Genomic DNA, 20,699 nt, shown 5'->3' on the forward strand with positions numbered 1-20,699 from the left:
TAGTTGGCTTGTGCTGGATTATGTCGTGCTGCTGTTTGCTCGCTCAGGAACTGGGGGACTGAGGCCTCGTGACCTTGAGATGCCACCTAGGAACCCACAAGTAGTTTTCGCGCTAAAATTAAATAATTATGTCATGACAGAAAGATAGATTGATACATATTGATTCTCTGTCATCAATCGTCATTAACTCCCCCTGTTCTGAGCCCGCAGGAGTCCGGCATGGGGTCCAGATCCGGGGGCTTTCTGTCTTGATGGGGTTGAACTGCTCACTCGCCCGGGAGTTTGGTGCAGACTCTCTCCAGCCTCACGACCCCCCTCGGGTCTTGGGCCGCTGGGCAAACCCATGGCAAGCATTAAATAATTATTTCATGACAGAAAGATTGTTGGATGTATTGATGGATTGCGGGATGTATTGATTGCTTGATAGATTGATGGCTGGATTGAATGACTGATGTATTGATGGATCTCCGTCAATACCCGGCGCGTCTCGGAGGACCGGTATGAAAGTTACGGCTATAGGTAACCGCAAGGGCGGTGTGGGCAAGACGTCAGTGACACTCGGCTTGGCTACCGGCCTGCGTCTAATTGGAAAGCGCGTGCTGGTCATCGATCTCGATCCTCAATCCAATGTAACGGAAGCCCTTGAAGGGGCTGGGGAGTTTGACGTCTTCGATGTGCTGTACGGGGGAGAGGCTGGGACCCTCGGGCAGGCCATCACTCAAAGCACATGGCCGGGCATTGATCTGATCCCGAGTTCTGAGTCCCTGGCGAGACTTGAGTCGGAAGCTCTGCTAACGCCCGAGATGCGACTCAAGACTGCAGCGTACGGAGCTGACGAGCTTCAACAATACGACCACATCCTCATAGATCTTCCACCAGCCCTTGGGCGACTGACGTTGAATGGACTCATTTGGGCTGACCGTGTACTTGCCGTCACTGAACCAGCGGCCTTCTCTGTGAAGGGCGTGACGGAGTTCCTCGACACGGTGAAGAAGGTCAGGTCGCTTCCGCACTTGAATCCCCAGCTGGAATTCCTGGGCATCATCATCAATAAGACGAGTTCACCCCTCACGTCCGAACACTCCTTCCAAATCGGAGAGCTAGAGAGCACCTACGGCACCGACGTAAGAGAGCCACATCTTCCTCTCCGAACGGCGATGCAGGACTCCGTCAGTACACGCTCGCCGCTCACGAAGCTCGCCGGCCGGGGCGCCGCGATCATGACTGAAAAATTTGTTGCGCATGCGCGCTACCTGGATGGGGTGAACTAATCATGGCCTTGGAGCGCAAATCGTCGATTCGCAAAGCACCAGTCGCCGACGTTGTGGATGTCCTGACTTCTGCGGAGAAACGAACCGTAACAGTGGAACAGGGGGAGGCCTCTCAGGCCACCGTTGGGCAAGGAAACATCCAGACGGAGTCGGCCCACACTGATCTCGAACCAAGGCGTCCTGGCCCTGGACGGCCGAGAGGTAAGCGCCGGATGGAACCCTTCTCATCGAAGATAGAGATTAGTCTTCGAGACGAATTGGACGCCTATTCGACGAAGTACGGAATCACTATTACGGATCTGCTTGACGAAGCCTTGCGAGAGAGGCTTCGTCGCTAATAAATCTATCTGGACATAATTATTCTTGCTAGGGCTGAGTTGAAGTCTTCCGCTGGCAATCTGAGCGCAACCGAGCAAAGGTTCCCTGTGACAGGCAATGTATGGGAATCCCCGCTAGCGTGAGCTTCGATGCAGAAGAGGCACCAGGGGGAGTAGTCCATGGCGGGACGCAAAAAGCAGATTGATGGCCAGCTGAGCTTTGAGGCTCTGTGGGCGGCACCGGAGGAGCACCGTGATGAACAAGTACGGCAGGCAGGCACAGGAAGGCTGGAAGACAGCGAGCCCAACTCGCTACAGCCAGATTCAGAACCCGGACGAGTTCTTCACGGATCTGGGGGAGCAGGCTCAGGAACAAGTGGACGAGCTGCAGATCAAGATCGCGGGCCCGGACCCGAAAGGGGAGGGGTTTCTGGAGAAGTTGGGCCGGTTGAACGCGGCCCGGAACCAAGCCGAGGAGATCGTCCGGTACGAACTGCTGTCGCCCCCGGAGACGGAGGACGAGGAGGACGAGTACGAGAACCCCAGCATCAAGGAATACCTGGACTGGAAAGCCGAAGCGGAGGAACTGCGCCGACAGCTCTAAGCAGGACACGGACCAGCTTCAGGCCCGTCTCCCAGGATGACCTGGCGCCGTCCGGTGCGCGGAGTCGCATCAGGGCGAACCTTGAAGCCCTCGAGGTGCTTCAAACGCTGCAGGCCGAGAACCGGCCAGCCACAGAGACTGAAAAGACGGCGCTGGCACGGTGGGGGAGTTGGGGAGCGCAGGGCGTCTTCCAAATCTTTGATGACACCCGCGAGGAATACGCAGGGGACCGCGAACACTTGCGCAGCTTCCTGACCGAGGCCCAGTACGACGCAGCGCGCCGCACCACGATCAACGCCCACTACACCGACGCCGCCTACGTGAAGGCCATGTGGGAGGCCGTGCAGGAACTCGGCTTCGATGGCGGCACCGTCCTGGAACCGGGATCCCGCCCCCGAGAACGCCGAAATGACCGGCGTCGAGCTGGACCCGACCACCGCAGCCATCTCCCAAGCCCTCTACCCAGAGGCCACTGTCCGGGCAGGGTCCTTCGCGGACACCAAACTGCCCACAGGCCATTTCGACCTCGCCATTGGCAACGTGCCCTTCGCCAACGTCACCTTGCACGATCCCCGCCACAACGCCGGCGGTCACTCGATCCACAACCACTTCATCCTCAGGTCCCTGGAACTGACCCGCCCGGGCGGCATGGTGGCCGTGCTGACATCAAGCTTCACCCTGGACGCTACGAACCCGGCAGCACGCAGGGAAATGAACCAACTGGCCGACCTCGTGGGGGCGGTCCGCCTGCCCACCGGATCGCACCGCAAAGCAGCCGGCACGGACGCCATGACCGACCTGCTGATCTTCCGCCGCAGGGAACCCGGACAGGAACCGGCCTCCACACTCTGGGAAACCGTCAGCGCACGCAGGATTGACGGGACCATCACCCGCCTGGACTCGTACTTCGATGAGTATCCCGAGCGTCTGCTGGGGGAGCTGCACGTGGCCCACGGCATGTACGGGGCCGAAACCCTGCAACTGACCACTGACGATCTCTCTGCCGTCCCGGACCGCCTGGAAGCAGCGCTGGCCGACGTCGTGGCCGAGGCCAAGTCCGCAGGACTGTTCATCACCGAACGCACCGAAGAGCAGGAACGCCAACGCGCAGCCTACGTCCCGGCAGCAGCCACGGAATGGGAAGGCCACATCAGCGCCACCGACAACGGCTTCACCGTTGTCGAAAACGGCTCCCACACCGAACTCGCCGTTCCCAAAACCCAAGCCGCCGAACTCCGCACCCTTCTGGGACTCAGGGATGCCGGCCGGAAGCTCCTCACCGCAGAAGCCGACAGCCGCGACGACACCGCCTACATCGACACGCTGCGCGACGAACTGAAAGCCGCTTACAGCCAGTACGTGGACACCTACGGCCCGATCAATCGCTTCACGCTCCGCAACACCGGACGGGTGGATGAAGAGACTCAGGAACCCATCCAGGCCCGCACCACACCTCGGGCGGTCTCCATCCTTGGCCGTGACCCGTTCGGGCCCTTGGTCAAGGCATTCGAGAACTTTGACGAAGCCACGCAGACCGCCACACCGGATGCGCTGCTGGCCAGCCGCCAGGTCCAGCCCCGCCGCCCCGTACTCGGCGTCGACACCGCCGAGGAAGCCCTCACCGTCACCCTCGATACCGTCGGTGAAGTTGACCTGGACTACGCCGCGTCACTGTTGGGCATCAGCCCTGAAGAAACGCGTGCGGCCCTGGGGGAGAGCATTTACCAAGTTCCCGGCCCGGACGAAACTTTCCAAACGCGGGCGGAATATCTCTCCGGAAATGTCCGCGAAAAGCTGGACATCGCCCAAGCCGCCTCGCTCACTGACGAACGGTTCAACGCCAACGTCCAGGCCCTCACCGAGGCCATTCCAGAACCGCTGCGCATGGACGAAGTGGAAGCACGCCTCGGTGCCGTTTGGATCGACGCCGAAACCCACCAGGAGTTCGTCCGCGAAACTGCGTTCAGTCATGCGGGCTGGTCTACCGGGAGGCTTTACCTTAGACACGACGGCACAAGGCTGCTATTTCCAGATGCAGATAGCCGAGACAGCTATCGCGTGACCTCCATGTATTTGACCTTCGCCGCGGATCGTCTTATTGAGTACTGGGACGAGCCGCCAGCTCTCCTGCAACAGGCGCAGGCGGCTTTGGTCTCCAAGTTGTTTATTCGACGTTCCTAGTACTGGTTTGTTCCGGAGTGCACGTCAAGACTCTCCTGAAGGTCCCGCTGTCGCAACTTTTCAACACCTTCCCATGGCGCGGCGACCCGACCCAGCAGCTCATCTTGAACGAATCGAGGTTGATAGCTGCCTTCAACATGACCGTATTGAACCTCCCACGTGTCTCCCCGGACGGGGACGAGCCTCCCCAAAGGCAGGCCGGTGCTTCTCCACACCACCATCAGGGAAGGATCAGACATGTTCTGATGGGTACTAATCTTCCCGTAGTTCACCTGCCCGGCCACGCCACTGATCGTTCCCTTCGGCGGGGAAGCGTCGTCTTGGCCCATTGCCTTGGCCCGTTCCCGTTGGTCCAGCAGCCGGTCGAGGTGGTCGGAGCTAATTAGCACCAGGCCGGCCAAACTAACTATGGCTCGGAGAAACTTTCCAAGAGGAACCCAGACCTTTTGACGCCAGCGCGTAGAAAAGAAGGACAGTATGGCGGCAACCGCAGTTGCTCCGCCGACCCAGGCCGCGGAACCGAGGAACGCAAGCTCCGCTTGTTGCTGCCAAGTTAGCGACTGCCACCATCCGTCGTCCGCGAACAAGTGACTCTGCTCAACGAAGGGGGTTACCGCGCCGAGGGGAATGAGCAAAGGGAGGCATAGCACCCATAGAAAGCGTTTGATATGGGGTTTGAGCGAAAGCTCTTTCTGGCGTCTAACTGATGGCACCAGCAAAGCCTATATGGGCCAAGGCGAGTTGTAGCTGTCGGTGATGGTCGATGACGATGAAACCGGGACAACGCCTCGACGTCGTGACTCCGCTTCGTGCATCTCCTGACGGACCCTGTTCTCAAATGAGCAAACGCCATCGAAGTTGCACTTATACCTGCCGGCGTGACGCCGGAAGGTATGACCACGTCGGTTTTCTATTCGAATTGATCCCAAGCTCACCTTCAAGGAGGACCGCAGTGATTCTTTCCCTGAGCCTCTCAGAAAGGTTATGACCGGTGCTGCCGGACGTTTCCGTTTTCTGGGTTCGTTACGACGGTTGGCGGCAGTTTCATGCCAGCCAGTTGCTTCACAATCGTGGAGGTCTCGCGGTGCAACTGCTCGTCAAGAGTCACTTTCAACCGAGCGGCTAGGATTTCGCGGCGCAATACATCAAACACCTCGTCTTTACGCTTCGGGTTGTACACCCTCCGAGTGATGGGCATCTTCTTCCTCCTTGCTGTACTTCACATTATTGTGCGAAGTTGCTGAGTCGTCTACGTGAGTGGTTGACGAGGACTTTCTGTACCTACCCAGGAGTCGGCGGAACCAAGATACTGACTCTGGAGGTTCTGCCTCGTCGCCGGCATTGACGGCATAGTCCTGAGCATCTGTTGCTGCGACGTAAGACTCAAGAATCTTCTCCATGTCCTCGACGGATAAATTCTTGGCCTGCTCCTTCAGTCGCTCGAGAGCTTCAACATCAGATGGACCAAAGCTCATCAGCGACAAAAGCTCTTCGTACGAAAGATCTTCCTGCTCACTGGCGGTCTTGATCAGGTGCTCGATACCGGCATCCTGCATCTCGCTATCGGTGCCCTCCCACACCGCATCCAGGAGCGCTTTGTCCTTGGGGCCAGCCAGGTCACTTTGGGCCAATAGAGTCAGACCTCCAGTGCCGTACGAATACATTCGCGGATCGTCTGAGGCAGCGGCTTCCAGCGCCCACTGAGTGCGCTTCCACCATTCACTGCGGGCGTCGGCATCGCGTTTCTGCCTCAGGTTCCTGGCATCGCTTCTTACGGCAACTTTCAAGGCCCGTTGCTGGTGCTTGAGGTTACGCCACCCAATCCATGTCACTAGGCCTGCTGCAACCAGAGCTGCGACGGGTGCCAGTGACGCCACGATCGACCAGCCCGACGGCTCGGAGGGACCTAGGTGCTGCAGGGCATCAATGACCTTGTCGGCGATGTCTTGTATCTGCTTATCATCCATCGTTGGCCACACTAGAGTATCGATGAGCTCAATAGGGACCGTTTGGTTGAGTAAGCCCTAGGGCGGGAGTCTACGGCCAACAGCAGTTCACGCCGCAAAACACTTTTACAGGCGAGCAAATTGAGCATTGCCTACTGAGGTCTGAGCGCATCGGTGCCAACTTTTCGCCAGAACCAACCCACATACCAAAGGATCGCTGCCAGCCCCATAAAGAAGCTGGCGAGCAGCCCACCCTTGGACCAGATGTCCAAGTCCTTCGGCTCAAAGGCCATCATGACTACAGGGACAAGGATTCCCAGCGACAGGAGGCCTAACATCCACATAGCAGCGGCTACTCCGGCTGGTTTACCAACACGGATCATTTCATCTTTCAAACGGTCACGTTCTGCGGTCGCGGCCCTCAGCTGCGTTCTCAAGTCCGATTCAGCCCGAATTTCTTCGTCCATACGGCGCGCGTCCATTTCATATATCCAAGCGGGCTTTATGGCTGCCGTGAGCCTTGACAAGTCATAGGGGCTTCCGTATTGGAACATGTTGATAGCCGGGGGAGCGGGTAATTTGGCTCGTTGATGCTGAAAGGCCTGTTCGTACAGATCAACGTCTGGGTCCTCAACCTTCAGGCCGCGGTTGACGAGGTGATCAAGCTCTAGGCTCGTGGTGTCACCTGGCTTGAGCTTCCCTTTGATGCTCTTCAAAGCATCTGCTGTTCGTTCGCGCAGTGAAACCGCATACGGCCTCAACTCTTCTTCTTCTGTTCCCCGTGTTACGAGTTCGTGAATCAAAGCGTCCAAGTCCAGGGCCGGATCTTCAAGGAATTTGTCTACTGCTTCTTTGTAGAAGTAGCGCTCGGCCCTATCTAATCGAGTCTGGCGGGCGTCATTAAGTTCGGACTCGACGTGATCGATGCGGCCTGCAGCTGCTTCTGCCAGCCGCCGGATGCCTTCTCGTTCGCTAGAGATAGCGACAAGGCGGCTTACAAGGAAGCCGCCGATGATGGCGACCAGAACGGCGGAGGCTTGGCTGAGAGCGGCAAGCAAGGTGCTTGGATCCCAGGAATCCTGCTCTTGGGATCTGACAACCACAGTGAACGGATCGCATCGCATCACTGACTGGAGCAATGGAACCTGGGAGTAACAGGTAAGGAATTCGGAGGACATCACCGAGTGATCATAAATGGCCTATGAACTTTCGCCCGTCCCTTGGAGACAGAGGATCCGATTCGGGCGTCGTTTTCGTGCAGTCGGCACGCCGATCAGTAGGCGTCAAAAACGACCGTTATTGAGCCGCAGCTGCCCGGAATCAGGACCCTAGCAGGATAGGGCCATCGGGTACCTCGGAACTCAAGACCGAAATCAAAGTTGGTCAAAAGGCTTCAGGCAGCGTTTGTGACCTCAGTCAGCCGTGTATACCGCCTCTTCCGGCTCAAGGGTTGAAACCAGCTGTGCCGACAAGCCACCTCCACGCTGTCAGTCGGTGATACTCGTTGCATGGTTCTAAACATCAGGCTCATTGACCGACAGACCGCTGACAGCGACGATCAGCTCCCACGTGGATGGTGGGGCTACGATGCCCAGGCAACTTCCGAAGAGCTTTGGGACCACAACCGAGGGGTATGGATTCTCAACGACAAGCGCATCGCGGATGAACGTTGGGCGGCTTTGAACTATCAAGGACGGATCATCCTCGTTGCAGAACTTCACGGGCCGGATCACGAGATCGTGGTTGACAATCGCACAGGAACATCGAAGAAGGCACTGAAAGGCCGCGTGCTGCTCCCAGGGAATCCAATTCATGATGTCCTTATCGGTGAAGAGGTTACCTACCGTAGGAACCCGGTTTCATATGATCCGGATCCTGTCATAACTGCGACCATCGACGGCACCTCGGGTGAAAGTTCATTGGATGTGCCGGGCGCTTCAGGGCAAGGCCGGCAGATGGACTCGGACCTGAGGAAAGCGATTGAGAATGCTGCACAGGACCGGCTGATGCGTCACTACCGAGACGACGGCTGGAATGTGACGGACACTCGGCACAATCGCCCCTATGACGCAGTTGCCGTAAAGGGCTCGGAGATGCTTTACCTAGAAGCAAAAGGCACTCAGAGCAGAGGTGAGTCCGTCATCGTGACCCGCAATGAAGTCGCGAACGCCCGCCAACATCCGGGCATCTGCATCATGGGAGTTTGGTCGGGCATGAGATTGGTTAACGGAGTAGTGGATCCCGAGGCAGGGGCTTTCAGGATCCTTGCTTTCGATCCAGACGATGACGCACTCCGGTCCCGAGACTTTGATTGGACGCTTCCTGCCAGCGAAGGCTAAAAGCTTGCGAGGGACCTCGCATGTAATGGCGCGGCGTCATCCGTGGGGTCGTATCACTGACGACCAGTCCGGTCTCAACTGACAGGGCAAAGGTTCGTTGCCCCGAGGTGTCTCATATACCTAATGCTTCTTGAGGCAGTTCTGGGTGGCGGCCGGCTGGCCAAGCGGTGGAGAATTCCGAGAGCCTGAGGGTCTCGCTTATTCGTCTCGCCGTGAAGTGTCTCAGCAAGGTCGGGGGAGAGGGTTTTCGAGACAATGGAGATTAGCCTCACCGACGCCCGCAAGGGAATCCTTCACCACGCCACATTCCCGTCGCGGGATGTTCGCTGTAACAATCTCGCAAGCGGATGACGAGCTCGTTCAGTAACCTCTCTCCAAGAGCACACGCGCCTACCAGCGAGGGGTAGTAGGCACCTAATGCGAACGCATCGCGGATCTGTTGCATGAACAGGTTGTGGCGATCAATGACCGACCAGGGCGCTGCACCCAAACCACCGAAGTCAGCGATCTTGCGTTCATGTTCAGCATTCCCGAACTCGTGAATAGGTCCGATTCGAACTTGGCGCCGGTTTTCCTCCTGCTGCGCAACGATCTCCGGGTTCAGATCCGGTGTGATCGCGTCAGTAAGCACAAGGGCCCGAGTGTCGAACCAAATTGCGCCATTCGGCATGTACCGGCGGCAAGCATCCGCTTCCGTCCTTTGGTGCCCTCTCTGAACCGGCTGCATAGTCCTATCCAAGGCCGACGACCTTTGAGCGTCAATAACGGCAGTCTGTGGGACGGGACGGCTTTTAGGCGCGATAAGGGAGAAGTCGACTAGGCAGCCGTTCTCCAGCTGCTCGGAAGTGGATCCGGAGCAAAATCCTTATCTTTCCGTCACATGACTGTGGAGCATTCGGCTAGCGACGCTGAACTACGCAAGTCCTAATACTGCTCACCTCGGTAAGCCTCCGTGTGGGCGAATCGCTCAAGCATGGTCTCGCCTGTGATCTGAGCACGGAGGGCACGAACCTGGTCACCGGCGGAATCCCGCATGAGCCCGGCCCAGACTATGACGTTACTCAGATCAACCTCCATGGGCCTAGAACCGTCGGGATTCGCTACCGCTGGAGGCTGGCGGAAGTCCTGCAGAGCAGGAGCTGAGGAGGCGAACAATGCAGTATCGCGGGCATTGTTGACCAGCCGAGCCAAGGCTGCCTCCACCGCAGCAACCGACAGTGTCTTGTCGGCACCTGCCCAGGCATCGAACCGACGATCCAGAGACGGGTGCCCTGCCCATTTGTTGCGGAGGTGGCGGACGTACAACAACGGCGTGAAAAGATCACAGTTGATGTCAGATTGCAGCTTGCTTAGCTGATCCACCTCGGCAGAGGACGCCTTAGCGCTTTTCAAATGTTTCTTCATACGTCGGTGGGCTGTGGGCAGTGACGCCACCCGAGTGTTCTCGGGGTCCTTGCCTGCTAGTCCGCCGTCGTTGAGAGCGGCGATGTCGAGCACCGCCAGCCGCATCAACCGGTTGTTTATGTGCTCCATCGCCTGACCAACGCGGTCGTCGTTGTCCGGCAGATCACTAAAGTACTGCCTGGACCGTTTTGCCAGGTAGAAGCTTTGGACGGCTTGGATCACTGTCGACCCCAAAAGAGCGGACATCTGCGTCCATGGAGTCTCCGCATCCGAGCTGATTCTCACCTCGTCATGCCCGGCTGGGGTGCCCTGAAAGGTCGGCAGGGCTGAATCTGCATACTCGGATTCGAACGACGATAGCTTCACGACTCGATCCAACCATCAAGGACTGTCCTCAGGCGAATGGAACTGCCCGGAAGTCCACTCGCGGCTGGAGAAGATGCAACGCCTGATGAACGCGTCCTTCCCGCAGCTTCCAGGAGGCGTGGCCACGGCAGCCACGGCCACAGCAACCACGCAACGAACACCGGAGCAACGCCGCCGACAAGACTCCGACTACGGACGCTAACCAACGCTACTAACGGAAGGAGCCCTGCACAGCTACAGGCTGTGCACGGCTCTGCTGTTCGCGCCTAACTACCTATCGATCCCGTATCTGTTTTGCTGTGTATCCCGCCAGCAGCGCTGTCGAAAGATCATGGGCCTCAGCAGAATAATCTGTTATCGCCGCATCATAGTTCTCCATTAGGCCACTGGCGACCTCGTCCAAGATGTAAGAAAGGTCGAGGTCTAGTTCACCGATCGGCAAATACCAGCTGCCACTCTTAGGGTGGCTTGTGTGAATGTGCGCACGGAGGCTGGGTGCATAGAAACCCAAGGCTTCGAGCTGACGCAGGTTGGCATCGAGAAGGAGCGGCGGATCATCGCACGTAAGAACGAGATGCCCGAGGCTGTTACCGCCCTCGAGCTGGTCCTTATTTGCTTTCTTCCTGTCAGCCTCGCCCAGTGTCGCCTCGGCTGCGGGACCGATGAATGCCATATTCATAATCGAGGGGTCGGCCGGGGAGGGTTGTTCGGCTACGAGCGAGACGGGTCTCGGTTCAAGTGTGTAGCCAAGGTGCTTGCCGACCGTAATGAGCATTGCAGCGGCATCAGCGCACCTATTATCTGTGCCAAATTTGTCTCGTACAGCCTCCACAGCCTGCTGAAGAATTTCGAGAGGGACGCGGGATGGTGATGTTGCGGCTGCCGCTCGTTCCTTCGACCGTTCTTTCCTAAGCTTGGCATTTTTGCCCATATGTCCTCCAATGTTTTCGTACGTCCCGCTTTGGCGTCGACGTTCGAATCGACACGGGAAGAAAAAGCGGCGGGTTGGCTTCTGAAGCCATTGCGGTGACGCATGCATGCCAAACTTGACCCCCCGAACCGCCCAAGGCCCGAACACTATGGGGACCGTGGCGGAGAGGAGCCTGACGGTCTAAGACGCGTCGAAGAGCGACTCCTGCCACACGACGCGCGGGGTTCGTACCTGTACATCCTCAACAGTCTGATTCAGAGGGAATCCACCGTCATGGCTGAAGAAATAGTCGCATCCTAGCCGCACGGCCGCTGCCAAGTGCAGGGCATCGGCTGAGCGAAGCTGCTTTGAACTGTTGAAACGGAGGTGACCGAATTCCTTGACCATTCTCACTGCTTCCCGCGCGAGAAACCGATCGATTTCCGTCCACGCCGTGGATTCCGCTTGGAACCATCCACGAAGTAGATTACGAACACGATCCGTGTCCCCCCGCGCTACACCGTTGCACAGGACCTCAGCTTCAAGTAGAGGGGATGCAGCGAGACGGACCTGACCGTTTTTGGCAGCCTCGAATACTGAAACCGCCGCTCTCCATCTTGGTTCGCCAGTAGCCGGATCAGGACTTTCGTTGCGAGTGATCAAGTCCAAATAGACGCAGGCGTCCACGTAAATCAATGGCACAGGGATGGCTACTCGATTGCTCTTAGGCACCACGGATACCTCGCATGTAATCGTCCACTGTCATTCCATCCAGCCAATCGGGGGCAATGCCCAGGAGCTCGTGGGGTGAAGGCATTCCGGTGTCATCCTCGGGAAGGCTCTCGATTTCTGTTATCTCAATGCGTATCGCTTGTCCTTGCGCATTACGTGTTACTAGACCGCCGACCAGTACACGGTGATTCCAGTGTTCTCGGAGGGCTTCCGATAAGGCTGGCGCCGCGTTGCCCGTTACGGCACGTTGAGTTTGCCGGTCGAACAATCGGACGCGAAGGATGTTTCGGCGTGGGGTGGCGCCCACAGTGTCGAGAATGCCGGACAGGGACCCGTGGGCTGTGTCTTTGCCTTTCACCGCATCAGCAGCGTTTTCTCGGACCGTGGGTGAGAGTACAGCGGCCTCGTTTACCTTGCCGTTGTATGAGGCCATCGTAATTTGGCTGAACTCGTTCCCCGGTGTCGCGATGCGCTTGATGCGCTCAACCGTCTCGGGGCTGTAGAGCTTAGGAATCTCAGCTCGCTCGCCGAGGCTGTTGATGCCTTCCAGGAACACGTCTATAGGGCGCAGCATGTCTGAAAGGTCACGCGTTCTGGAGGAACTCCTAGGTTCAAGGCGGATGATCGCGTCATTTGCCTGGTGATAAAGAGATTCGATGACCCACGTTGGGCGGGCTCCGCGGTGAAGGTAGAGGCGGTCGATCTCGCGCAGGGAGAGAACGACGTCATCTAGGGTTTTCGTAAACCGGTGAACAGCAGCTTTCTCCCGGCCTTCACGGAGGCGTACCTCCAACCCGGTAGTAGTCATAGGTCAAAACTAATCGATGGGGAGAAGACTGCAGCGCAGGTGACGCGTGACAAGTAGCGGCGCGCTGTTTTTACCACTCTGATGTTAGAGATAGCGTGGTCCCTGGGGCCAGACCCGCGACGACATCGAAACTCTTCGCAACAACCGGGGTGCGTGTCGTGCGCTTGCTTAGACCCACAAGGTCTCCAATCCGCTTTCTAACGCCATCCTGCCACGTCTGAAACTTGCTGGTCCATGCTCCAAAGATCTCCAAGGCCTCTTCCTCCGAAGCAGGAAGAATCAACGTCCCAACAAAATCAGGACTAATTGTCAGATGCGCCCTAACTAGAGCGGCGTGGACGTGAGAAGGCGTCTCAACTCTGATGCGTTTGTTGATTAGAACCGACGAGTCGTCCAAAAGATCGTAGGGCGTCGTTAACTCTTTCACAGCTCCGTGCCCAGGGACGATGATGGTTGTCGAGTTAAGAGTGCCTTCTGAGGTGTCCAATCCAGCGTCAGCGAGGCTTGGCGGACTAGAACAAAAGCGGAGAACAGATTCTGCAACAGGTGCCGCATCGAATGCCTGCCGCGCCCGCGATGCCTCCTGAACCTTCCTCCCTTCGGAAGCCTTAACTATCCGTTCTTCTGCAAGCGTGATCAAAGCCTGATGGACATCCTGAAGCACCTCTGTGACGTCATCTCTGCGCAACATCAGCTGCAGCCCGACCCGATCAAAGTTCTGTCTGTGGACGTCCTGCAATTCCTGGGTCACCGGTTTCGCAGGGCGAGTCGAGATCTCATCAAACGCTTCTACCAGCTTTTCAGCTTCATCTGAGGTCAGTGCTAGAGGATTCAGAACCGGGAGCATCATCAGCTCACGAATGTACGTCTGAAGCACTCCATCCCCGCCGGCCCGACGTCCGAACTGTTCAACCATTAAGTGAGTCCAGGACAGATTAGCGATGGCGGCTAACACACGGGGATTAGTTAGGTCCGAAGGAGGACGTGACACGAGAAAGTTGTCGGGCACCTGGACGCCTTCCGGAATTTCGGTCACGTAGTGGACCTGTCCTCGTCCTTTAACCCATACGATCCGTCCAGGAGGCGCGGGCTGGCTAGGGACGGCATACCAGTTTTTTCGAGAAGAAGCCTGCGCCCGGCCCGAGACAGCACCACCAGCACGACGGCCGCTGGCCTTAAAATCCGTGCTCTCTCCGTACTCGATGTACTTCAGAGTGTGGCGGAGCCTATTGTTTGACAGTTCCTCTACACTGTCCGTGACTGAGAACAAGCGAGATGGCAGATCATCGTCTGCAGCTATCACGAGCCGCGCTTCGACCTTCTTTGGATTGCGAATCAGTTTTTGCAGGGAAGTGCGCTCTATTAGATGACGGGCACCGCCCCCATCCTCCACCAGGGCCACACGCTCACGGTCCCTGCTGGTCCTAAGTTGAGCGCTCAAGAGCGCCTCTTCATCCGAGATTTCGGTCACGCAGAAGAACTTCACAGCTCGTGTGGGTATGCCGCTATAGGGCGGCGCAATCTTGCCTAAGGGGACAAGCATTTCTTTCGCCTCTAAGCGGATGCGTCGGATATTTGGCGATTCCACCAGTGCCGCAGACCAACTGTTGAGCAGTGTGCCTCCGAAAGCACTCTTTGCTCCCATCGCAGAAAAATCAACTGTGCTCACTGCTCGAAGTCCTCAATGGTCATGGAGTCCGACCTCTCAACCAACTCGCTTTGCCGTATCAGGTTTATGTCCCACCGAACGTCGTCAGCATCGGAAGCATTTCCCGTCGATCTAAAGATCTCATCTACCAGGTCTTCGGCCCTCTGCCCCCGGGGGAGCGTGGAGTCAACCAGTTCGGCCACGGGTCGCTTCAAGCGAACAAACCTAACCTGATGTTCAGGATCGATATGGGGATTGGGCTCATTGGCTACTGTTCCTGGAGCTTCCACTTTCCTTGCCAAAAGTAGAAGCGTGTTCTGCTTGGCTGCGAAGAACCGTTCGATCTTGGAGTCGATAATTGCATCAACCTGGAAGTATCTGCCGAGAAAGCTAAGTACCGCATCACCATAATTTGAACTGAGCAGTGACCATGACAGGACAAAGGCAAGCCGACCCCCCGGGCGTAGGTACTGGGCAGCCCTAGCGACGAAAAACGCCCAAAGATCAGCTTTGCCAGTGAAGTTCGGAAAGGCGATCTTGTCTTCTGCATGAACCTTCGACAGAAGTTCGTGAATGTACCGTCGCTCATCCTGGCTGATGTTTTCAAACCGAATATATGGCGGGTTGCCGACGACCGCGTCAAGCTGCCTCGGCATAGAGACTTGGCCTGTTTCAGGTAACACGAGTTGAGTCGCGCCTCCTGGTGCCAGCTTGAAGAAGTCTGATACGACCACCCGTGGATAGGCGGTGTCTGCCTTGCTGTTGGCCAGCACTAAGTTCAACCCAGTGAGGGAGGCAGCGAATTCTGCTAACTCAACAGCGTATGTCTCTGACAATGCCTGCTCATGGCTGGACCCGAGAAGTGTCTTTCGATCCACGCACATGCTCACGAAGGTTCCTGCACCCGCAGCAGGGTCCATGACTACGTCGTTGCCCCGTTCGATCGCGTAAGCAGCAGCAATCTCGGCTACGGGCTCGGGAGTGTAGTGAACTCCAGTAGCATGTCGGTGTTCCTCATCAAGCAGGGACTCATAAAGCCCGGGGACATACTCTGCCGGGCCGCTCCAATCGGAGTCAGAGATTAGTCGAATTAGGCTGTCCCAGCGCCTGCCCACATCACTGGCTGCCTGAGAGGCGGACGGAACGAAAGCCACGTCATCCAAGGGGCCAGGTGTGAACTGCACCTCGAAATCGCCGGTGTGGTAACGAGCATGGTCATAGAAGCCCTGAAGGGTTTGGGCAACCCTTGCTGGGTCCGTGGCCTTGGCAGGAACGTCCAGAGCATCCAGCTTAAACCGTCCGTCACGCAGCCCGGAAGCTCGCAAGGCGGCATAGACCATGAGACGGGTCGCCACCACAAAGCACGCAATTTCCGCCACTTGCAGCGAGTCATCTTCTAACTGCTCGGGTTTCGTGGGGTCGAGCTTTACACTCACCCCGAACTGATCAGAAAGGATCTCTACGATTTGATCGTGGAACGACTGGTCATGCTGGACCGCCTCGGCAATGCGAACGGCCGCCTCCTGGGCAGCTTGATGGACTGCCTCCCGTAGGTCAGAAACCTGCGGCGGAGCACTCCGTTCCCTTTCTAACTGGTTCGCCTCAACTTCATCAAGAAGCAATTCGACTCGGTCAATGAAGGTCATCCACTGTGAGCTGAGGGCATCCCTGTTCTTCTTAAGCGTTGCCTTAGAAGAGTGGGTGAGGTCTTGAACCAGCGGGTGCACGAAAAGCGGAGCGGTGGGGCGCGGCCCGTCATGAGTGGACCACAGTGCGATCTCCTTGAAGTTACAGGTGCCATACCAAACTAAGCCCCTGCTGGCAGCCTTCTTGTGCGCATCTACGGTCATGACAGGATCCCGCACGTCTGCTATTTCAGGCCGTTTCATCTCAATGGCGACGACCGCAGCCTTCTTGCCCCTAAGCGTGACGTCACAGCGCAGCGTGCTGCCGGAATCAGGGTCACGGACATGCTCTTCAATCTCGGCCGAAAGGATTCGTGCGGGCTTCTCATCGCCCTGCAGCCTTGCAGCTGCGCGGATCGCCGTTGGAGGAAGAATCCATGCCGCCATCGTCCTCTCATCAGTGATGGACGAAGTTATCTTTGCGGCCAATGTGTTCCCTTTCCAATCCGTCGCTTGCGTTGGTGCCCCTCCCACTCCCTGCAAACCCCAGCATCTAGAATGGCTTGGAGCCGTTCGTGCGGGCAGAAAATGGTGCCTTCAGGTTACAAGGGTGGGGTCCGGAAAAGGCCACCCGCGCTGCTTGCTGCGGCGTGTTGAGAAGACGTCGTGGTTCATCTCAAGATAGCCCAGGCCCGAAAGTGTCGGACCTCTCACCAAAGGGCCAGCGCCGAGCCACGCAATTGCTCCCTCTGAGGCAAGTGGGAATAGCCCGTTCCCGCAGCCTTGAGAGCTAGCCTTTCAGATTTGAGGAGAGTTCCACCTCGGCTGGTTCGAGCTCGGGCCGAACCCGTGCATCTTTACCGGGTGTCGAAACGACCTGCGGGGGAGGGGCATCTGGGGACCTCTCCGGTCCTATTGTCGTTTTATCCATCTGACTGAGTGTAAGTGTGGTTGCTGGCGCGGATTGCCATGGCCGTTAGGCCGCCGACATGTCCAGGTGCCCTAGTCGGTACGGTCAAAAACGACCCTTTTGGCCGCAGGCCGAATGGCGGCGGAGTAAGTAGCTCAGACTTAGTAAGAACTCGGTGCCGAAATCAAGGTTGGTCAGAAAGTGCGGGGAGCGTTTGTGACTGTCCGGCTAGGTAATACCCAATTGCCTCGATCGCGAATAACTTCAGCAACAAAGCGAAGCCCAGCCATGGGCGAGGCTTATGCGGGGGTCATGACACCTTCAGGAGGATCGGGCTACTACTCAAATGCCTTTTCACTCGACGCTATCCCTAGTCGCGTTTCCATTCTGCCTCGACTATTTCGTCGTAATCCTCCGCATCATCAACTACATGGGCCGCCTCAGCGGTAGCCGACTGGTCGTAGACGGCCTTGCCGAGCTTGGTCTGGGAAGCTTGGAGCTTCTCGAACGCAGTCTTCACGGCTGCGTCGTCGGTGCCTTCCAGCGCGGACTTGAGGGCGTCGACGTCGGCCTTGACCTCAGTCTTGACTTCCTCGGGGAGCTTGTCGTCGTTGTCGGCGATCAGCTTGTCCACGGAGTATGCGAGCTGCTCCGCGGAGTTACGGGTGTCCATAGCTTCGCGGCGGGCCTTGTCCTCAGCAGCGTGCTCTTCGGCTTCACGGACCATGCGGTCGATGTCGTCCTTGGAGAGCGCCGTGCCACCGGTGATGGTCATGGACTGTTCCTTGCCGGTGCCCCCGTCCTTGGCGGACACGTGGACAATGCCGTTGGCGTCGATGTCGAAGGTGACCTCAACCTGCGGAACACCACGCGGCGCCGGAGCGATGCCGGTCAGTTCGAAAGTGCCCAGCGGCTTGTTGTCGCGGGTGAATTCACGCTCTCCCTGGAAGACCTGGATGGCCACGGACGGCTGGTTGTCGTCAGCGGTGGTGAAGGTCTCGGAACGCTTGGTGGGGATAGCGGTGTTGCGCTCGATGAGATGCGTCATGACGCCACCCTTGGTTGCGATGCCCAAGGACAACGACGTGACCTCCAGCACCAGAACATCAGACATCTGGCCTTTTAACACGGCGGCCTGAATGGCTGCACCGAGAGCGACGACTTCGTCCTGGTTTACGTTGTTTTCCGCATTTTTCTCGCCTGTCAACCGCCTCACCGCGTTCTTGATTGCGGGAATGCGTGTAGAGCCCCCAACCAGAATCACTTCATCGATGTCGTCGGCGGTGACTTGGGCGTCTGTCATCACCTTTCTGACAGGCCCTACAACGCGCTCCACTAAGTCATGGGTAATTTCTTCAAATACAGACTGCCGAACGGTTGTCGACAGGTGCCTGGGGCCTGCAGCATCGGACGTAATGGAGGGAAGGTTGACTAGGGTCTGGGTCACAGAGCTCAGCTCGACCTTCGCGTTCTCCGCCGCTTCTACCAGGCGCTGCAACGCCCGGGCATCCGAGCGGAGATCGATCCCCGTCTCCTTTCGGAAGTCCTCCGCCAAATAGTCGACGAGGCGTCGGTCAAAATCGTCTCCGCCAAGGTGCGTATCACCGGCGGCGGAGCGGACTTCCACAGCCCCATCCCCTATATGCAACAGGCTTACATCAAAGGTTCCGCCGCCCATGTCGAAAACCAGCACGGTCTCGTGCTCGCGATTCTTGACTGCACTGGCTAGGGCGGCCGCGGTCGTATCGTTGAGGATACGGAGGACTTTCAGCCCTGCAATCCTGCCTGCCTCTTTGGTCGCGGCGCGCTGTGCGTCGTTGAAGTAAGCAGGTACCGTAATGACGGCCTCCGTCACCTTTTCACCCAACTCCTTCTCGGCGTCGCCCACTAGCTTGCGAAGAACAAGGGCACTCACCTCTTCAGGTGCGATGTTCTTGCCCTGAACCCGAAAACGCACTGCGCCGTTGCCGTCCGCGACCACGTCGAAGCTCGCAACCTTGGCCTCATGCGTGATCTCGACAAATTGTCGGCCGATAAACCGCTTGGCCGAGGTGACAGTACCTTCCGGGTTGAGAATCGCCTGCCGGCGAGCACGTTGCCCCACAAGCCGTTCACCGGTGTCCGTGTAGGCAACTACCGACGGGGTGGTCCTGGCTCCCTCGGCATTAGTTATGACGCGGGCTTCCCCGGCTTCCCACACAGCTATCATCGAGTTGGTAGTTCCCAGATCAATTCCTACCGGTTTGGTCTGGCGGGGAGCGGTGCCACGTACAGAGGCGTCCGGTCGAATCTGCCCGGTTTCGCGGAGTGGATCGTCATCCTGGGCGTCCTCCGTAAGCATCCGCCGTACGTGCGCCTCTATCGCACGGCGATGGTACTGCAGGCGCTCTGCCCTCGCGTTGTCGGTACGAATTTCGTTAAATGGCTGCGCCCTCCAATCTGAAGGAAAACCAGCGGTCTTCAGTTGGGAGTCAGGGCCGTGGAGAGCCCACGTCACGTTGTCCATTAATTCTTCAGAGAAAGGCGGTCCTGCGCCGTCTTCCAATGCCGTTTGCAAGCTTGCCAACTCGGTTAGCCTACCGTTCCATTCCGCGTCGTCCGCGAAAAGATAGACGCGAAGGAACTCCATACGGTCACGGCTCAGATCCTCCGTTGCGGCCATCAGGGCTTCATCGAAGGTTCCCGTATCTTCAGCCCGTGTCCAATTCCTGTCCCAGACCAGATCAAGCCGGGCTTCGTTCATATGCTGTGCTGAGACGACGGACCCCCGTTCCATGCCGAATCCCTCTACCTCGATAGGCATTGGCTCTAGCGTCGTCGAGAAATAGCCGCAAAGCCGCCCCATCTGGATCCAATTGGCGGCTTCCCTGATGAGAAAGATTCGGAGGGAACCCTCGCTTGTCCCAGGCGAGAAGTTCATTGCTTTCCAGATCAGACCGGGGCGTTCGTCGAAAAACTCAATGTGTGGCCTAATGTAGGCAGCCTCGAACGATCTAAGCCGATATTCCTGGGCTCGAGTCACGGTCGCTCCTCATTTCGGCGAACTGAAATGGTCGGCGGACGCCAGGGAGTAACTTGCTGATCCAAAGCGGCGGTCCGGGCCGCCGGAACCCCAGATAGATTCGTTGCGTATCGCTCCGTCAAAACTTGTTCGTCACGATCAGCCCAGAGACATCTTGACCGGAAAGTGCGGACTAAAACGTCATCGCGGCCCTCTTTGCAAAGTTCATTGGGCTGTTGGCTGAACGGGACATCGAACGATGGAGGTCGTTCTTCCTGAACGCGGCTCACGTTCTAAACCCCCCGTTCGAGGAACTGCCACGGCCGGAGGTAGCTATCATGTGGTTTGCAGACCGTCAGATGAGATTGGCCGTCAGCTGAATCACGAAGGTCCATCCTATATTCCTCGGACTTGACAACGTTGTCCGGATTAGCCCAAAGTATGTGCGCCTGCAGCGCCGGTGCCAAAGTCCTCTCGAAGAATTCCTCAGTTAACTGACGTGTATCCACGATCAGGGATGACCCTGGTTGCAGGTCGAGGTAAGCCCGAGATTGTCGCAGGCGAATTTCTGCAACCCCCAAGAAACCAAGTTCCTTGGCGAGTCCCAGGAGGCCGGCTGGGCTGAAACCGGCGTTGG

15 protein-coding genes are annotated in these 20,699 nt (G+C 57.6%); 4 read left to right on the top strand and 11 right to left on the bottom strand.

The genetic code is table 11. The features are described from left to right. The first annotated feature begins 500 nt into the window (after window positions 1–500). The 3 genes from RQH14_RS18275 to RQH14_RS18285 all read left to right on the top strand — a co-directional run bounded on the left by RQH14_RS18275 (window position 501) and on the right by RQH14_RS18285 (window position 4,373). Window positions 501–1,271, top strand: a complete 771-nt coding sequence (locus tag RQH14_RS18275; protein WP_193594585.1) for a ParA family protein — start codon at window positions 501–503, stop codon at window positions 1,269–1,271. Window positions 1,272–1,844: 573 nt separating this feature from the next. Next, window positions 1,845–2,192: a TnpV protein gene (locus RQH14_RS18280; RefSeq protein ID WP_311214555.1), complete on the top strand. Its 348-nt coding sequence runs from the start codon at window positions 1,845–1,847 to the stop codon at window positions 2,190–2,192. A gap of 360 nt (window positions 2,193–2,552) precedes the next feature. Then, window positions 2,553–4,373, top strand: coding sequence for a hypothetical protein (locus RQH14_RS18285; protein ID WP_311214556.1), 1,821 nt, complete (start codon window positions 2,553–2,555; stop codon window positions 4,371–4,373). On the opposite strand, the gene RQH14_RS18290 is transcribed toward RQH14_RS18285, so the two are convergent. The 3 genes from RQH14_RS18290 to RQH14_RS18300 form a co-directional block, all read right to left on the bottom strand. Further along, window positions 4,370–5,086 carry a hypothetical protein gene (locus tag RQH14_RS18290; protein ID WP_311214557.1) on the bottom strand — a complete coding sequence of 239 codons (717 nt, stop codon included), beginning with the start codon at window positions 5,084–5,086 and terminating at the stop codon, window positions 4,370–4,372. The genes RQH14_RS18285 and RQH14_RS18290 overlap by 4 nt on opposite strands. A 447-nt stretch (window positions 5,087–5,533) precedes the next feature. Beyond that, complete coding sequence (locus tag RQH14_RS18295; protein ID WP_311214558.1) at window positions 5,534–6,340, bottom strand: hypothetical protein; 807 nt, start codon at window positions 6,338–6,340, stop codon at window positions 5,534–5,536. A 131-nt stretch (window positions 6,341–6,471) separates the two neighbouring features. Then, window positions 6,472–7,500, bottom strand: coding sequence for a hypothetical protein (locus RQH14_RS18300; protein ID WP_311214559.1), 1,029 nt, complete (start codon window positions 7,498–7,500; stop codon window positions 6,472–6,474). A 327-nt stretch (window positions 7,501–7,827) separates the two neighbouring features. On the opposite strand from RQH14_RS18300, the gene RQH14_RS18305 reads away from it, so the two are divergent. Then, window positions 7,828–8,658, top strand: coding sequence for a protein NO VEIN domain-containing protein (locus RQH14_RS18305; RefSeq protein ID WP_311214560.1), 831 nt, complete (start codon window positions 7,828–7,830; stop codon window positions 8,656–8,658). A gap of 268 nt (window positions 8,659–8,926) precedes the next feature. Here the strand turns inward: RQH14_RS18305 and RQH14_RS18310 are convergent, their stop codons facing one another. The 8 genes from RQH14_RS18310 to dnaK all read right to left on the bottom strand — a co-directional run bounded on the left by RQH14_RS18310 (window position 8,927) and on the right by dnaK (window position 19,270). Then, complete coding sequence (locus RQH14_RS18310) at window positions 8,927–9,289, bottom strand: hypothetical protein (RefSeq protein ID WP_311214561.1); 363 nt, start codon at window positions 9,287–9,289, stop codon at window positions 8,927–8,929. 293 nt (window positions 9,290–9,582) lie between these two features. Beyond that, window positions 9,583–10,428, bottom strand: coding sequence for a hypothetical protein (locus RQH14_RS18315; protein ID WP_311214562.1), 846 nt, complete (start codon window positions 10,426–10,428; stop codon window positions 9,583–9,585). 274 nt (window positions 10,429–10,702) lie between these two features. Then, window positions 10,703–11,359 (bottom strand): hypothetical protein, encoded by a 657-nt coding sequence (locus RQH14_RS18320; protein ID WP_311214563.1) that lies wholly within the window; start codon window positions 11,357–11,359, stop codon window positions 10,703–10,705. Window positions 11,360–11,539: 180 nt separating this feature from the next. After that, a complete protein-coding gene (locus RQH14_RS23165) occupies window positions 11,540–12,073 on the bottom strand; it encodes a type II toxin-antitoxin system VapC family toxin (RefSeq protein ID WP_396136327.1) in 534 nt (177 codons plus the stop codon). Beyond that, a complete protein-coding gene (locus RQH14_RS18325) occupies window positions 12,063–12,878 on the bottom strand; it encodes a hypothetical protein (RefSeq protein WP_311214564.1) in 816 nt (271 codons plus the stop codon). The genes RQH14_RS23165 and RQH14_RS18325 overlap by 11 nt, the downstream gene beginning before the upstream one ends. A gap of 70 nt (window positions 12,879–12,948) precedes the next feature. Then, entirely contained in the window at window positions 12,949–14,547 is a 1,599-nt protein-coding gene (locus RQH14_RS18330; protein ID WP_311214565.1) for a hypothetical protein, read from the bottom strand. Next, window positions 14,544–16,640, bottom strand: a complete 2,097-nt coding sequence (locus RQH14_RS18335) for an N-6 DNA methylase (protein WP_311214566.1) — start codon at window positions 16,638–16,640, stop codon at window positions 14,544–14,546. The genes RQH14_RS18330 and RQH14_RS18335 overlap by 4 nt, the downstream gene beginning before the upstream one ends. Window positions 16,641–17,431: 791 nt before the next feature. Next, window positions 17,432–19,270 (bottom strand): molecular chaperone DnaK, encoded by a 1,839-nt coding sequence (gene dnaK / locus RQH14_RS18340; RefSeq protein ID WP_396136329.1) that lies wholly within the window; start codon window positions 19,268–19,270, stop codon window positions 17,432–17,434. Between the last annotated feature and the right edge of the window lie 1,429 nt (window positions 19,271–20,699).

This window comes from Arthrobacter sp. WCS2018Hpa-7, assembly GCF_031843805.1.
Classification (GTDB): domain Bacteria; phylum Actinomycetota; class Actinomycetes; order Actinomycetales; family Micrococcaceae; genus Arthrobacter.

Coding starts and splice junctions, on each gene's coding strand:
- RQH14_RS18275 (WP_193594585.1), top strand. CDS start 501: ATGAAAGTTACGGCTATAGGTAACCGCAAGGGCGGTGTGGGCAAGACG.
- RQH14_RS18325 (WP_311214564.1), bottom strand. CDS start 12,878: ATGACTACTACCGGGTTGGAGGTACGCCTCCGTGAAGGCCGGGAGAAA.
- RQH14_RS18320 (WP_311214563.1), bottom strand. CDS start 11,359: ATGGGCAAAAATGCCAAGCTTAGGAAAGAACGGTCGAAGGAACGAGCG.
- RQH14_RS18280 (WP_311214555.1), top strand. CDS start 1,845: ATGAACAAGTACGGCAGGCAGGCACAGGAAGGCTGGAAGACAGCGAGC.
- RQH14_RS18295 (WP_311214558.1), bottom strand. CDS start 6,340: ATGGATGATAAGCAGATACAAGACATCGCCGACAAGGTCATTGATGCC.
- RQH14_RS18285 (WP_311214556.1), top strand. CDS start 2,553: ATGGCGGCACCGTCCTGGAACCGGGATCCCGCCCCCGAGAACGCCGAA.
- RQH14_RS18305 (WP_311214560.1), top strand. CDS start 7,828: ATGGTTCTAAACATCAGGCTCATTGACCGACAGACCGCTGACAGCGAC.
- dnaK (WP_396136329.1), bottom strand. CDS start 19,270: ATGATAGCTGTGTGGGAAGCCGGGGAAGCCCGCGTCATAACTAATGCC.